The following is a 12904-nucleotide window of genomic DNA, read 5'->3' as shown; positions in this document are numbered from 1 at the left end:
CCATGCAATATGCTAATTTATATAAACGCTACTCAATACTAATTGCCTGTATTGCTGCTCTTTTTATATCAGGATGCAGCACCACCAAAACTGCAGAATCTCCTCAGCCAATGCAAGCGAGTGCCAATCTTTCTGAGGAAGAGTTGGCGCAGCTAAAAGCATCGTCTCAGCAGTGGCAAGCAGCCAAAGCAGGTGTTGAACGTTTATTAGTGATTGAACAAGACTTAAAGTTATTAATAAGCCAATTAAATGCAGTGGCAAAACAAAGCTCTGCATCAACAAATACGCCTGCAGTATCAACAGCTAAAGCTTCGGCTGAAACGGTAGCACCAACAAAAGTTGCAAAAAAAGCTAAAGTAGCAACGAATACAGCTGACGAAAAACAAGCCGTTAAAGCCTTATTTGCCTTGCAAGTTGCAGCCGTTACCGACAAAGAGCGACTTAGCCAAAGTTTAAATCAAATAAAAGCCAGCGCATCTTCGTTATTTCAGGGCGAATTCGTGGCGAATGTAGAAACTATTAACGTGAGTGGCATGACTTACTACCGTTTAAAGCTTGGGGCTTATCAAAATCAAGCGAATGCGGCTGCCGATTGCGATAAACTTAAACAGCGCCAAATCAACTGCATTGTGAGTCATTACACCCAACAGCCATTAAAATAAATATGCATCTAGGGTATTAGGCATAATAATTGCTTTGTAACTATTATGTTTTTAGAGGATGGCAACTATGCGCCTTTTGTTACCCTTACTATTATTAAATTTAGCGGGCTGTAGCTTAACCCCCCAGCCAAAGCCGAGTATAAGCACTGATGCGCCTAAAGCGGTCATGGCACCTTATACGCTTAACCAGTACGTAAATAGCTTGAGTGCCCAGCTTAGCCATATCAAAGAGCCTTTTAAAAGCACCGCTTCAATCGCGGTCAGCAGCTTTTATTTAGCCAATGCTTTGGATTCACAAATTGCCCAAGGGCAGGGGACAGGGCTTAGTCAGCAAGTTCAAGAAAGCTTAATAACCCAATTTACTCAGTTAGGGTACAACACGGTTGAATATCGGCTTGAAAACCAGCTTAACTTATCAGCGAGCGCTGATTCAGTGTTAAGCCGCAGCACCAGTAACTTAAAGCAGCGTCAGATTATTGACTTTGTGATCACAGGCACTTTAACCCGTCAAGAACATGCTTATATTGTTAATGCTCGCATGGTAAATATGCAAACTAATCAGATTGTATCTGCCGCAAGCACTGAAATTCCCATCAATGTGATGTGGAGTAATGAAAAAATACAGCAGCGCGGTGACTATATTTACCGCAGTGAATATTAATTAGGAGCACACATGAAACGCCTACTATTAACTTTATGTTTGCCACTGGGCTTTGGTTGTTCACAAATGACAAACCATAGTGACACGCAAATTACCGACGATGCGCCTATGTTTTTTGAGCAACGCCCTGTAGCTGCACCAACAAATACTGATTCGCTTTATCAAAATAAAGCCGCAGTGATGAATAAAAACAAACAAGTAAATACGCCAACCCGTAAAAATATTAATCACTATGTACGTGGCATCATGCAAGACATGGCTGAAAACTTACAGTACGTAAATACTAAAACGCCATTGGCAGTATCAAGCTTTGTTTTTTTAGACCGTGACTACAACAATGCTGACTTAGTAGGTAACCAAATAGCAGAGAGCTTTATGCACGAACTGCATAATTTTGGTGTGCCGGTCATTGATTTTAAAACCACCGATTATATGCGTGTAACCCCTGGTGGCGATTTTGTTTTTAGCCGCGACTACTTAGAGCTTAACCAAGAACAAAACTTTAGTTACGTATTAGCGGGTACGCTAGTAAATCACCAAGGCGGCATATTAGTAAATGCACGAATTGTTGGTTTAGCGAGTAAAGCGGTTGTAGGCTCTGCACAGGGCTTTATTCCGCAATCAGTTATTGATGCGCTAAATAGCAGTAACAGTGCTGATGGCATTATGCTTAAACAAGCGAGTAAGTGAGGTTTACCATGGTTAACTTAGTTAAGCGCTCTGCTTTAATTGGTATAAGTGCATTATCACTATTACTTTCAGGCTGTAATTTAATGGGCGAGTCGACCGCGACCGAGCCCGCCAAATCTGAGCCAGAGCAAACAGTGGTAAGCAATCTTGATTTTAACCAGATCATGGCGCAAATGCAGCAAAATGACGAGCAAGAACAATACGCCGATACAACGCAGTTTAACCCAAACAAGCACCATAAAAGCTTAGTTAACTACGTAGAGCAAATGGCACTTGATTTAACCGACACCATGCAAGTAGCCCCGCAAGATGCAGCGATTGCGGTTACGTCGTTCGTTGATTTAGACGCAAGTTTAACTACAGCAAGCCAGTTAGGTAATCAGTTATCAGAAACCTTTATACACCAGCTACAAAAGTTTGGTTATAGCGCGGTTGATTTTAAAACAGCCAATTTAATTACCGTTAATGAACAAGGCGACTTTGCATTCACCCGAAACACTCGCAAGCTTGCAGGTACGAATATAGCCAGCCATGTTTTATCGGGTACATTAATTTACCGTGCAGATGGGGTTGTTATTAACGCTCGCGTAATAAATATTGAAAATAAGCGCCTTGCCGCCAGCAGTCGAACATTTATACCGCTTTACGTATTAAATAAAGAAGATATATATTTATCAAGCAATTAACTTACTTTGATACTTGATATAAAAAACCAGATACCGTTATAATTTTTGTAAGCTGTAAGCTGTAAGCTGTAAGCTGTAAGCTCGATGTGGCCTCTTAGTTAAATGGATATAACGGCCCCCTCCTAAGGGGCAGTTGCAGGTTCGATTCCTGCAGGGGCTACCAATAAAATCAATGGGTTATGCCTTTTCTTTGTTTCTATATCAACTCTATGTAGTATATTTGTAGCAATGCCAGCTTTGTGCCATTTTCGGATAAAAAGTGAATTTGAAAGCCTGTTGGGTGGCGCCTTCGGCTTAACCAACCTACATTTTGACGTAGGTCGGATAAGTGGCGGAGCCACGCCATCCGACAAAAATGATGAATTTACCAGAAACAACAGTTTTACACTTTAAGTTAAACCACTCTATACTGACTATCGGCTGAGTGCCAATTGCGGACATTAGTAGCGCCTCACTCATTAAATGCCGTTTAAACTATTTTATGGCTTTATGTTCACTGATTGATAAAGAAATCCCAGCCGCAGAGTACATTCTAGAGCCATTAATTTCACTATAACAAAGTTCATTTTCGTAATACTCTTTGTCCGCTTCAGTACCAGTATCGGCTTTATTTTTCATCAGTACCAAATAAGGCTCTATCTTCTTTTGCTCCATTTTCGCAATTTTCATAGCTTCAAAACTGAAATTATTACTTTTCTCTTTTCCAAAAGCATCTTTTAATAAAGTATATGAGCCAGAATTTAGAAAAAATTGATAATGTGAAACATTTTTACCATACCCCCACCCTTTGCAAAAACTCTCAATAGCTCCATCTTTGTAAAGATTGCTTAGGTCAGCGATAACATTCGACTCGATTTCGGTAAAGCCTTTACTTGAAAGGTATGGAATAATTTTTTTACCGTCAATTAGTAAAGGAGATTTGTAGTCATCAATGACATTTGCAAATGAAGATTGCGATACAACAATTGATATTAATAAACATATTTTTTTCATATCTTTCCTATATTAAATATTTATCAAGTTACATGAATTAAACTACGAGCCGCCATATAACAGGTCAAAAGTAGACATATTATACACCTTTATAACTTCATCAATAATTAGCTTCTTAAACAAGCATTTGAAATAGCCCTAGATCAAAGTTTATTGTTTGGCGCCAAACAGGCTTTTAATAATGTTATCGGACAAAATTAGGCTCCTACTCAAAGAAGTAGGAATAAATTTAACTTTTTCAGTGTCCGGTTATCGCTCAAAGAAGCCCTCCATTAAATTCTGCATAATAAAAAAGCGAGCTATCAATTAGCCCGCTTTATAAAATACTTTGCCGAACCCCGAACCCCGAACCCCGAACCCCGAACCCCGAACCCCGAACCCCGAACCCCGAACCCCGAACCCCGAACCCCGAACCCCGAACCCTGAGGCTATAACTCAGCCATCACTAGTAATTGTAGCGATAAGCTCGCTCAGTACCTGCTCAGCTTTGTCAGTTTCTACTTGGCAAGTACCGGCATTTAAATGGCCGCCGCCACCGTATTTAAGGCACAACTCGCCAACATTAGTATTGGAGCTGCGGTTGGTGATTGATTTACCAATGGCGTACACCACGTTTTGCTTTTTAAGCCCCCACATTTTATGTATTGAGATATTACATTCGGGGAACATGGCGTAAATAACGAAGCGGTTAGTAGCGTAAATGGTTTCTTCTTCGGTTAAATTGAGTACCACTAAGTTGTCGTGTACTGATGAGCAGCGGTCTATTTGCTCTTTAGCTTGTGCGTTGTGCTCGTGGTATAACGCAACACGCTCGGCAACATCTTCCATTGCTAGTATTTGTTCTATGCTGTGATCTTTACAGGCGTCAATTAACTTCATCATTAACTGGTAATTAGAAATTTTGAATTCACGAAAACGGCCAAGTCCTGTGCGCGCATCCATAATAAAGTTCATCAGTACCCAGTCTGTTGGGTTTAAAATTTCGTCTTTTGTAAATTGTGCCGAATCCCCTTTATCAACCGCTTCCATCATGTCAGTTGAAATATTAGGGAATTTCTCTGCGCCACCATAATAGTCATAAACAACGCGTGCTGCAGAGGGCGCATCTGGGTCAATAATATGGTTTTTTATATCGCTTTCGTTACGAACGGTTTCACTCAAGTGATGATCAAATGCAATATGACAACCGGCAACATAGGGGAGGTTAGTGGTAATGTCGTTGCTGGTAATGGCTATTTTGCCATCTTGCATGTCTTTTGGGTGCACAAATAAAATATCGTCGATTAAATCTAAATCTTTAAGTAATACGGCACACACTAGGCCGTCAAAATCGCTGCGAGTGACAAGTCTATATTTATTATTGCTCATTGTGGGTCCATTTTTGTTTATTTATTAATCTGAGTGTAGCAGTTTAAACTCCATTTTATATACCTGTTTTTAACATAAAAAAAGCCAAAACAAGAGTTTTGGCTTTGAGTAGCAAGTGTGTATTAGTGGTATGTTATGCGCCTGGGCCACATTCCATACAATGGTTAAGAATGTCTGGGCCAAATTTTAATTTAGCGTTTAAATCTCGCAGTGCAGTGCGTAGGCCTTCTTCAATAACAGGGTGATAAAAAGGCATATCTAACATTTGCGGTACAGTCATTTTGTTTTGTACAGCCCATGCTAATAAATGAGCAATGTGCTCTGCTTGTGGGCCTATAAATTCAGCACCTAAAAATAAGCCGGTACCGTGCTCGGCATACACACGCATGTGGCCTTTGTTTTTTAGCATAACGCGGCTGCGGCCTTGGTTTTCAAAGCTGACTTCGCCTATTTCAAAGCAGTCACAGCTTCCTAATCGTTCGCTAATTTCTTTAAAGTTTTCACCAACCATAGCTATCTGTGGGTCACTAAATACGGCGGCAATTTTAGCGCGGCGTAAACCCGCACGTACATGAGGGTAGCGGCCTGCGTTTTGCCCTGCGATTGTTCCTTGATCGGATGCTTCGTGAAGCAGTGGGATCATGTTACTGGCATCGCCGGCAATAAATATGTTTGAGTCGCCACATTGCATAGTGTGGGCATCAGCGAGTGGTACGCCACGTTCATCAAGCTCTATGCCGGTGTTTTCTAACCCTAGTTTATCGGTGTTAGGTACTCGCCCTGTTGCAGCCAGAACATAGTCAAACTGCTCGGTGTGTTTAACACCTTGTTTGTCGGTGTAGGTTAGCTCTGCTTTATTACCTACTTGTTTCATATCAGAAACGTTTGAGTCGGTATCAACATAAAATTCTTCAGCGAATACGGTGTTAGCGTAATCTTTCACTACTGGGTCGGTTAATGGGCCTATGGCACCACCTACACCAAAGAGTTTTACCTTTACCCCTAATCGGTGCAACGCTTGGCCAATTTCAAGGCCTATAACGCCTGGGCCAAATACGGCTACTGATTCTGGTAAATCATCCCAGTCGAATACATCGTCATTAATAATCAGTCGGTCGCCAAAGTTATTAAATACGCCAGGGTAAGATGGGCGTGAACCTGTTGCTATTACAAAGCGTTTAGCAGTGATAATGGTGTGCTCATCTATTTGCACGCGGTTGGCGTCTAAAAACTGTGCATAGCCACGAATTTTATCTTCGCTAGGTATTTCATCTACGGCTTCTACTACGAATCCTGCAAAGCGATCGCGCTCACTTTTAACTCGTGCCATAACGGCTTTACCGTCAATAACCGGTTTTGAGCTGTGAACTCCAAAGGCAGGTGCCATTTCTATTGAGTGCGCGGCTTCTGCTGCAGCAATCAATAATTTACTTGGCATGCAACCAACACGTGCGCAGGTTGTACCGTATGGGCCTGATTCAATCATAAGTACGTTTTGAGTAAACTGTTTAGCATTACGGTAGGCACTTAAACCAGCGGTACCTGCACCTATAACAACAACGTCGGTTTGCAATTCTTTCATAGTGTTTTTCCTTTAATAAACAAGGGCGTTGCAGCCCCTGTTTTATTTACTTAATTAAGCAAAGTATTTTTCTAAATCGTCTGAGCCACCAATGTGCTTACCACCAATAAATACTTGTGGTACGGTTTCACGGCCCGATACCGCTTTAAGGCTGGTAAGTGATGCGCCAGCACCCATTACGATTTCTTCAAAAGCAAAGCCTTTAGCTGTAAGTAGCTCTTTTGCTTTTTTACAGAAAGGACAGCCAGGCTTAGTAAATAGAGTAACCGCTTCTGGTTTTACTTGAGTTGGGTTGATGTAATCAAGCATAGTGTCAGCGTCAGATACTTCAAACGGGTCGCCTGGTAAATCTGGCTCGATGAACATCTTCTCTACTACGCCATCTTTAACTAGCATAGAGTATCTCCAGCTGCGCTTGCCAAAACCTAAATCATTTTTATCAACTAGCATACCCATGCCGTCAGTAAATTCGCCGTTACCATCTGGTAGTAAAGTAATATTTTGCGCTTCTTGATGCTCAGCCCATGCGTTCATTACAAAGGTGTCGTTTACAGATACACAAACAATGTCGTCAACGCCATTTTGCTTAAGTACACCAGCTAACTCGTTGTAGCGTGGTAGGTGAGTTGATGAACACGTTGGTGTAAATGCACCAGGTAGTGAAAACACAACGACTGTTTTGCCTTTAAAAATGTCATCAGTAGTTACTGATTTCCATTCGTCGTTTTGACGCGTTGCAAATGTAACGTTAGGGATTGTTTGACCTTCAATATTGTTTAACATGTTTTTAGTTCCTCTTGATTTGTTGATAGCCATTATGGCGAACAATTAAATATAGTTCCAATCGTTTGTTTGTATTAAACTGATAGGTATAAACTATCAGGTTGTATGTGAATATGAACTTAAAAGATTTAGAATATGTAAAAGCCGTTGCGCATTTTAAACATTTTCGCAAAGCGGCTGATGCCTGCTTTGTAAGCCAGCCCACCTTGAGTGGGCAAATTAAAAAGCTAGAACAAGAATTAGGGGTTATCTTATTTGACCGTTCAACTAAGCACGTCACCTTAACAACCCAAGGTGAACGTTTGTTGACACAAATCACTCTTATATTAGAACAAACTCAAATATTAAAAGAACTGGCTGCTACTTCTAACCAACCGTTACAGGGCAAGCTGAGTATTGGTATTATTCCTACTATTGCCCCGTATTTACTACCTACACTGCTTACATCAATGAAAGCGGCATTTACTCAAAGTCAGTTTTCGTTTATTGAAATGCAAACTTCTACCATTTTAGCCGCGCTAGACAGTGGCGAGGTGGATTTTGCAATTTTAGCGGATGTACCTGAGCTAAAAAATTACCATACTATTAATGTATATAAAGAAGACTTTTTAGTTGCGATATCTGCTGATAACGCTTTAGCTGTAAATAAAAAGGTAGCACTGCAAGATCTTCAAGGTAGTAACCTATTAATGTTAAGTGATGGCCATTGCTTTAAAGATCAAGCCCAGCAGTTTTGTTTTTCGGCAGGAGTGGATGTTTCTAGCCAGTATCAAGGTAATAGCTTAGAAACCTTATTAGCGCTGGTGGCGATGGACGATGGGGTTACGTTTGTGCCAAAACTTGCTGCAATCCCCCGAGAGGGAATTCATTATTTGCCTATTTTTCCTAATCAGCAACGTAATATTGTATTGGCCTGTCGAAAGCACTACCCGCATTTATCTGGGGTTGAGCAGTTAGCAGATTGGTTAAGCGCTCACGATAATTTAAAAGTTAAGCTAACCCAAGTACTTTAGGGCGTTGCAACTTCCACAATATCGTTAATTTGTACGCCCGGTAAAGGCTGATCATTAATACTAACGGCAATGGCACTGTGCTGATATAGCTGCTCTACACGAATACGGTTCAAAGTGGTTATAGTATGCGGCATGGTGTTGCCTTGCGCGTCTGTTAAATAATTATGATGAGCAATACTCAGCTGTTGGCCTTTTTCTAAGCCATGTGCCTTTCCTAAATTAATGACGAGTTTATTATTTTCCATGTGCATAATTTTGCCTTGGGTGGGTAGGCACGCCATGGCTGCTTGCAAATCGTAACTTAGGGTTTGGTTTATCTCACTAATACTTTGACCAAAAGGTGACTGCCAAAAACGATTACTGTTTACATCAATAATAGTTGTTTTTTCAAATGGCCAGATAGCTTGGCTTTGATAGCTTTGTTGCCACAAGGGTTCATAAGTAGTGCCATTAAATAAACTAAACTCTATTTGGTAGTGACGCTGATAGCTTTCATCTTGCCAAAATGCATAATCACTATTGAGTTTATCGCTGGTGGATAAACTGGTAATTTGGCTTAACAACACGTATTGCGCGTTACTGCGCGATGAAATTTCCTCTAACTGGCTATTAGAGTAGTCATGTTGTTGATTAAAGTAGGTATCGACTTTTATCGCTTTATTGAAATAGGCAACAGGGACAGCACTCATTTTTGATTTTTGCAGTGACGTGTAGATGTTTTTGCTTACGGCTTTATTAATGTCAAATATTTGACCCATTCTAGCGTGCTCGCGATTTATTAATTGACTTTGCGTCACGGCTATAAATTTGTTGAAGTTGCTTTGTGGGCATTGCTCGGTTTGTGCAAAAATATCTAGGCGTAAGGTAATCGCAAATTCATCACTGCTGCGGTTTTCGCTAACGAGCTCTATTTTTTGGATTTCGCCTTGGCTACTTATTTTTAGTTGATCTTGAGTTAATACGCCATCAACAAGGGTTTGCACTGAACTTACACGCGCCCCAGAAAATACTAAGGCTTGGGTTATCGCATCTTTTATGGCTGCGGCTTTTGCACTAGGAATATCGCTATTTTGAATAACTGCATGGCCGGTAGACTCAAACCACTGAGCGTGAGTAAAAGGTGAAAACGTTAATACCGCAGTGGTACTTAACCCTGCTAATATAGCCTTTAAAAACGATTTCATACTTTTACTCCAATTAAACGTTAGCGTTAATCAACTTCAGCAAGTAATGTACCACTATTTTTTGTTATCTATTTAAATGTCTATCACTGGCACTAAACATGCATAACTGAGTTTAATTAGTTTTTAAAGGCCCAGTATGATGCGAGTAATGCCATTAATGATCACATTAGGCTGCTTAACTTTAAGCGGTTGTAGTAATATATTTGATAAACACGTTGAGTATAAATATGTTGAGCCAAATAATTACCCAGTATTAAAAGCGGTTGGCTATGCGCCCATTAGTTTGCAGTCGGGAAGTAGTGATACGCAAAAACAACTTATGGCGATTAAGGCTTCAAAGCTCGAGGCTTATCGCGAACTAACAGAGCAAGTATACGGGCAAAAAATTACCGCAGGTACAACAGTCGCTGGGTCTGTTGCCCAAGATGATTATTTACAAAGCAAAGTACAAGGTATTATTAAAGGCGCACAAATTATAAAAACATATGCCGTTAATGATATGTATGTAACCGAGCTTGAGCTTAATATGAAACGCGTTCACGACTTGTACATAGGTGAGATAAAACCACGGGAAGTGAAAAAAGTCACTTATTACTAAGCGACAAATTATTACCCATAAAAAACGCCTAAACGAATTATCGTTTAGGCGTTTTTTATGGGTATTTTTTTAGGCTTTTAGGTTACGCACAATGCTGTTATCGGTATTTACGACGCTACCAGCTTGGTCGTAGGTCATTGATGAAGGTGCACCAATTAAAATACTTTTTAGCTGCTTTACACTTAACTGTGCCTGATGAGCTGCATGAGCATTAACTTCATTTTGTTTTTGACATTGCTCAAGCTTAGTTCTGGTCAGCTTTATTAAGTCATTGTTTTCATCTGTTTGCTGATCATTACTGGCAATCAGTTTACTGAGTTCTTTATCTAGGGTGCTTATGCTGGTTAAAAAAGACATTTTCTGTTGGGCAATTTCTTTCAAACCTTCGCCTCTACGTGAGGCAATTGCATTAAGTTCTTGGGTAAGAAGCTCACTCAAGGTTGTTAAACAATTTATTTGTTCGTTTAGTTTAATCGTAATTAAACTATTGTGATCAGCCATAAACATTAAACTCGAAGTCTGCTAAATTTTTGGCAAGTTTCTCACTGTCTATTTGATACTTGCCTTCGGTAATGGCTTTTTTAAGTTCAGCAACTTTGTTACTGTCAAAACCAGAAGACTGCTCTGCTTTTTCTTGTAAAGATTTTAATTGCTTAGCTTGCGGTGTTAGGCTCACCGAATCGCTTGCCGCTTTAGGCGAAGGCGTTTGCGCAGCCTGCGTATTTGCATTATCTCTTTTTAAATCAACTTTTTGCTGTTGAGTGTTTGTTAAAACACCAGGCTGTTGATTTGATTTGTTAACTTGACCGACCATGATAAAAACCCATTTATTACCCAACTGATGCCTATATATCGGCATTTACTAAAGATACTTTAGCATAAATTACATTAAATATTTACCTGCACAGACTCTACACCATCTACCCGTGCATTTAAAACTTTACCTGTTTTTTTGTTTTCTACTCGTACTTGTTCACCTAAGGTTCCATCCTCTAATGCAACACCCGTGGTTTTTACTCTTAACCCTTTAATATTGGCAAATATGTTAACAGAGTCGCCTTTGCAAACCATACAAATTTGATTGAGTAGTACTGGCATACCTTCACGAATATTACGTTTGCTGCGGCTACCAATAAGTTGTGCAGGATCATCAAGATACTGAACGCGTATAAAGTGCGCAGGGCGCATATCAATACTTAAATGGGATGGAGTAATCACTTCACCTCGTGCTAAATTAGTCGTTGCAACTACAACGGGTGCTGATTCAGTGATTCTGACATGTACGTATTGTGCCCAGTTGTCACTATCGTTACATTTTATTTGAATGGTGACTTGACGATTAAAAGGGGGCTCACTTGGCGTTACTAGCTCTGGCTCAGAGTTACAATGGCGATCAGGTATGCGGCTATCTAACGGTAATGCGCTAAACTGTATTTTGTTATCATTTGTAGTCACTGCTTTTTGTGCAACATAAGATACAGCCATTTCTTGAAGTGATTCTTTACTAAATACTTGAGCCTTTAGTGGCAAAGTGAAGCAGAGGCTAGCAAGAAAATAAAAAACACTGTATCTTCTGATTTTTTTTAACAAACTCATAATGTTTCGACTATGCTTATGGTTGCAAACAGGGTATAAATATTTTGCGTCAGAATTTAGACGCCCCCGTTGTGTTATGACGCTTTATTAATTGAAAGCAATTATCGTTCCTTATATTTGTTTTCTTAGGAGATTTAAATGGCCGGTATTTTAGACTCAGTAAACCAACGTACTCAGTTGGTTGGGCAAAACCGCTTAGAATTATTGTTATTTAAGCTTAACGGGCGTCAGCGCTTCGGCATAAATGTGTTTAAAGTAAGAGAGGTATTACAATGCCCGCCTCTTACTAGTATGCCAAAGGCTAATGCTTATATTCGAGGTGTTGCACATATCCGTGGCCAAACTATTTCGGTGATTGACTTATCTATGGCTGTAGGTGGCCGTCCTATAAAAAATATAGAAGAAGGTTTTATTATCATTGCTGAATATAACCGTTCAGTTCAAGGATTCTTAGTTGGTGGCGTTGAGCGGATTGTTAACATGAACTGGGAAAAAATACTGCCTCCGCCATCAGGTGCGGGGCGTTATTCTTATTTAACAGCCGTGACTGAAATTGAAAATGAGTTAGTTGAGATTCTCGATGTTGAGCAAATTTTAAACGAGATTTGTCCAGTAAATACAGAGGTTAGCGCAGATGTTGCGGCTCAGGCTCAAGGTAGTATGCAAAAAGATTTGGGTGAGCGTATAGTATTTATAGCCGATGATTCGGCCGTGGCACGAAATCAGGTTAAACGAGCGTTAGAGCCTTTAGGCGTAACTACTGAACTTGCTAAAAATGGTAAAGAAGCTTTAATAAGACTAAAAGAAATTGCAGAGCTTGATTGTGTTAACGATATTACAGAGCGAGTAGGGTTACTTATTTCAGATGTAGAAATGCCCGAAATGGATGGTTATACGCTCACTGCAGAAATTAAGGCAGATCCCAAACTTGCACCATTGCATGTGATTTTACATACTTCATTAAGTGGTGTTTTCAACCAAGCAATGATTGAAAAAGTAGGGGCTGACGATTTTATAGCGAAATTTAATCCAGACGAGCTTGCTACAGCCGTTAATAAGTGGGTTCATTGTGATTAATAAACATAGGT

The 12904-nt window shown here is 40.1% G+C and carries 15 protein-coding genes and 1 tRNA gene; 8 read left to right on the top strand and 8 right to left on the bottom strand.

What is annotated here, in order from left to right; translation table 11 throughout:
- The first annotated feature begins 2 nt into the window (after positions 1 to 2).
- From AC0VZ5_RS11885 to AC0VZ5_RS11865, 5 genes are all read left to right on the top strand, one after another.
- Complete coding sequence (locus AC0VZ5_RS11885) at positions 3 to 662, top strand: SPOR domain-containing protein (RefSeq protein WP_475472985.1); 660 nt, start codon at positions 3 to 5, stop codon at positions 660 to 662.
- A 67-nt stretch (positions 663 to 729) separates the two neighbouring features.
- The gene (locus tag AC0VZ5_RS11880) at positions 730 to 1323 is read left to right on the top strand and encodes a FlgO family outer membrane protein (protein ID WP_193049042.1); all 594 of its coding nucleotides are present in this window, start codon (positions 730 to 732) and stop codon (positions 1321 to 1323) included.
- A gap of 12 nt (positions 1324 to 1335) precedes the next feature.
- Positions 1336 to 2013 (top strand): FlgO family outer membrane protein, encoded by a 678-nt coding sequence (locus AC0VZ5_RS11875; RefSeq protein ID WP_008466541.1) that lies wholly within the window; start codon positions 1336 to 1338, stop codon positions 2011 to 2013.
- Between the two features lie 8 nt (positions 2014 to 2021).
- Positions 2022 to 2699 (top strand): FlgO family outer membrane protein, encoded by a 678-nt coding sequence (locus AC0VZ5_RS11870; protein WP_138608116.1) that lies wholly within the window; start codon positions 2022 to 2024, stop codon positions 2697 to 2699.
- An 88-nt stretch (positions 2700 to 2787) separates the two neighbouring features.
- Positions 2788 to 2862, top strand: a tRNA-Arg gene (locus AC0VZ5_RS11865).
- 311 nt (positions 2863 to 3173) lie between these two features.
- Here AC0VZ5_RS11865 and AC0VZ5_RS11860 read toward each other — a convergent pair.
- From AC0VZ5_RS11860 to AC0VZ5_RS11845, 4 genes are all read right to left on the bottom strand, one after another.
- A complete protein-coding gene (locus AC0VZ5_RS11860) occupies positions 3174 to 3692 on the bottom strand; it encodes a hypothetical protein (protein ID WP_475472983.1) in 519 nt (172 codons plus the stop codon).
- Between the two features lie 435 nt (positions 3693 to 4127).
- Positions 4128 to 5060 carry a DHH family phosphoesterase gene (locus AC0VZ5_RS11855; protein ID WP_138570049.1) on the bottom strand — a complete coding sequence of 311 codons (933 nt, stop codon included), beginning with the start codon at positions 5058 to 5060 and terminating at the stop codon, positions 4128 to 4130.
- A gap of 133 nt (positions 5061 to 5193) precedes the next feature.
- Positions 5194 to 6642 (bottom strand): dihydrolipoyl dehydrogenase, encoded by a 1449-nt coding sequence (locus AC0VZ5_RS11850; RefSeq protein WP_475472981.1) that lies wholly within the window; start codon positions 6640 to 6642, stop codon positions 5194 to 5196.
- Between the two features lie 54 nt (positions 6643 to 6696).
- Positions 6697 to 7425: a glutathione peroxidase gene (locus tag AC0VZ5_RS11845; RefSeq protein ID WP_008466566.1), complete on the bottom strand. Its 729-nt coding sequence runs from the start codon at positions 7423 to 7425 to the stop codon at positions 6697 to 6699.
- 113 nt (positions 7426 to 7538) lie between these two features.
- On the opposite strand from AC0VZ5_RS11845, the gene AC0VZ5_RS11840 reads away from it, so the two are divergent.
- Entirely contained in the window at positions 7539 to 8438 is a 900-nt protein-coding gene (locus tag AC0VZ5_RS11840; protein ID WP_475472979.1) for a LysR substrate-binding domain-containing protein, read from the top strand.
- On the opposite strand, the gene AC0VZ5_RS11835 is transcribed toward AC0VZ5_RS11840, so the two are convergent.
- On the bottom strand, positions 8435 to 9622 hold the full coding sequence (locus AC0VZ5_RS11835; RefSeq protein WP_475472977.1) for a flagellar assembly protein T N-terminal domain-containing protein: 1188 nt from the start codon (positions 9620 to 9622) through the stop codon (positions 8435 to 8437). The genes AC0VZ5_RS11840 and AC0VZ5_RS11835 overlap by 4 nt on opposite strands.
- Positions 9623 to 9761: 139 nt before the next feature.
- Here AC0VZ5_RS11835 and AC0VZ5_RS11830 point away from each other — a divergent pair, with 139 nt between their 5' ends.
- Positions 9762 to 10220, top strand: a complete 459-nt coding sequence (locus AC0VZ5_RS11830; protein ID WP_138605368.1) for an LPP20 family lipoprotein — start codon at positions 9762 to 9764, stop codon at positions 10218 to 10220.
- A 69-nt stretch (positions 10221 to 10289) separates the two neighbouring features.
- Here the strand turns inward: AC0VZ5_RS11830 and flgN are convergent, their stop codons facing one another.
- The 3 genes from flgN to flgA all read right to left on the bottom strand — a co-directional run bounded on the left by flgN (position 10290) and on the right by flgA (position 11816).
- Positions 10290 to 10721 carry a flagellar export chaperone FlgN gene (flgN, locus tag AC0VZ5_RS11825; protein WP_475472975.1) on the bottom strand — a complete coding sequence of 144 codons (432 nt, stop codon included), beginning with the start codon at positions 10719 to 10721 and terminating at the stop codon, positions 10290 to 10292.
- Complete coding sequence (gene flgM, locus AC0VZ5_RS11820) at positions 10714 to 11034, bottom strand: flagellar biosynthesis anti-sigma factor FlgM (protein ID WP_010387860.1); 321 nt, start codon at positions 11032 to 11034, stop codon at positions 10714 to 10716. Before flgM ends, flgN begins: the two co-directional genes overlap by 8 nt.
- Positions 11035 to 11108: 74 nt before the next feature.
- On the bottom strand, positions 11109 to 11816 hold the full coding sequence (gene flgA, locus AC0VZ5_RS11815; protein ID WP_198523551.1) for a flagellar basal body P-ring formation chaperone FlgA: 708 nt from the start codon (positions 11814 to 11816) through the stop codon (positions 11109 to 11111).
- A 138-nt stretch (positions 11817 to 11954) separates the two neighbouring features.
- Here flgA and AC0VZ5_RS11810 point away from each other — a divergent pair, with 138 nt between their 5' ends.
- Positions 11955 to 12893, top strand: coding sequence for a chemotaxis protein CheV (locus AC0VZ5_RS11810; protein WP_138605267.1), 939 nt, complete (start codon positions 11955 to 11957; stop codon positions 12891 to 12893).
- The last annotated feature ends 11 nt before the right edge of the window (positions 12894 to 12904 follow it).

The organism is Pseudoalteromonas sp. QJM3NY_12 (genome assembly GCF_056173165.1).
The sequence above is the reverse complement of the archived record's forward strand: the minus strand, read 5'-3'. Positions and strand labels throughout refer to the sequence as shown.

Excerpts from the sequence above, each read along its gene's own strand:
- AC0VZ5_RS11885 (WP_475472985.1), top strand. The coding sequence starts at position 3 with ATGCAATATGCTAATTTATATAAACGCTACTCAATACTAATTGCCTGT.
- AC0VZ5_RS11880 (WP_193049042.1), top strand. The coding sequence starts at position 730 with ATGCGCCTTTTGTTACCCTTACTATTATTAAATTTAGCGGGCTGTAGC.
- AC0VZ5_RS11875 (WP_008466541.1), top strand. The coding sequence starts at position 1,336 with ATGAAACGCCTACTATTAACTTTATGTTTGCCACTGGGCTTTGGTTGT.
- AC0VZ5_RS11870 (WP_138608116.1), top strand. The coding sequence starts at position 2,022 with ATGGTTAACTTAGTTAAGCGCTCTGCTTTAATTGGTATAAGTGCATTA.
- AC0VZ5_RS11860 (WP_475472983.1), bottom strand. The coding sequence starts at position 3,692 with ATGAAAAAAATATGTTTATTAATATCAATTGTTGTATCGCAATCTTCA.
- AC0VZ5_RS11855 (WP_138570049.1), bottom strand. The coding sequence starts at position 5,060 with ATGAGCAATAATAAATATAGACTTGTCACTCGCAGCGATTTTGACGGC.
- AC0VZ5_RS11850 (WP_475472981.1), bottom strand. The coding sequence starts at position 6,642 with ATGAAAGAATTGCAAACCGACGTTGTTGTTATAGGTGCAGGTACCGCT.
- AC0VZ5_RS11845 (WP_008466566.1), bottom strand. The coding sequence starts at position 7,425 with ATGTTAAACAATATTGAAGGTCAAACAATCCCTAACGTTACATTTGCA.
- AC0VZ5_RS11840 (WP_475472979.1), top strand. The coding sequence starts at position 7,539 with ATGAACTTAAAAGATTTAGAATATGTAAAAGCCGTTGCGCATTTTAAA.
- AC0VZ5_RS11835 (WP_475472977.1), bottom strand. The coding sequence starts at position 9,622 with ATGAAATCGTTTTTAAAGGCTATATTAGCAGGGTTAAGTACCACTGCG.
- AC0VZ5_RS11830 (WP_138605368.1), top strand. The coding sequence starts at position 9,762 with ATGCGAGTAATGCCATTAATGATCACATTAGGCTGCTTAACTTTAAGC.
- flgN (WP_475472975.1), bottom strand. The coding sequence starts at position 10,721 with ATGGCTGATCACAATAGTTTAATTACGATTAAACTAAACGAACAAATA.
- flgM (WP_010387860.1), bottom strand. The coding sequence starts at position 11,034 with ATGGTCGGTCAAGTTAACAAATCAAATCAACAGCCTGGTGTTTTAACA.
- flgA (WP_198523551.1), bottom strand. The coding sequence starts at position 11,816 with ATGAGTTTGTTAAAAAAAATCAGAAGATACAGTGTTTTTTATTTTCTT.
- AC0VZ5_RS11810 (WP_138605267.1), top strand. The coding sequence starts at position 11,955 with ATGGCCGGTATTTTAGACTCAGTAAACCAACGTACTCAGTTGGTTGGG.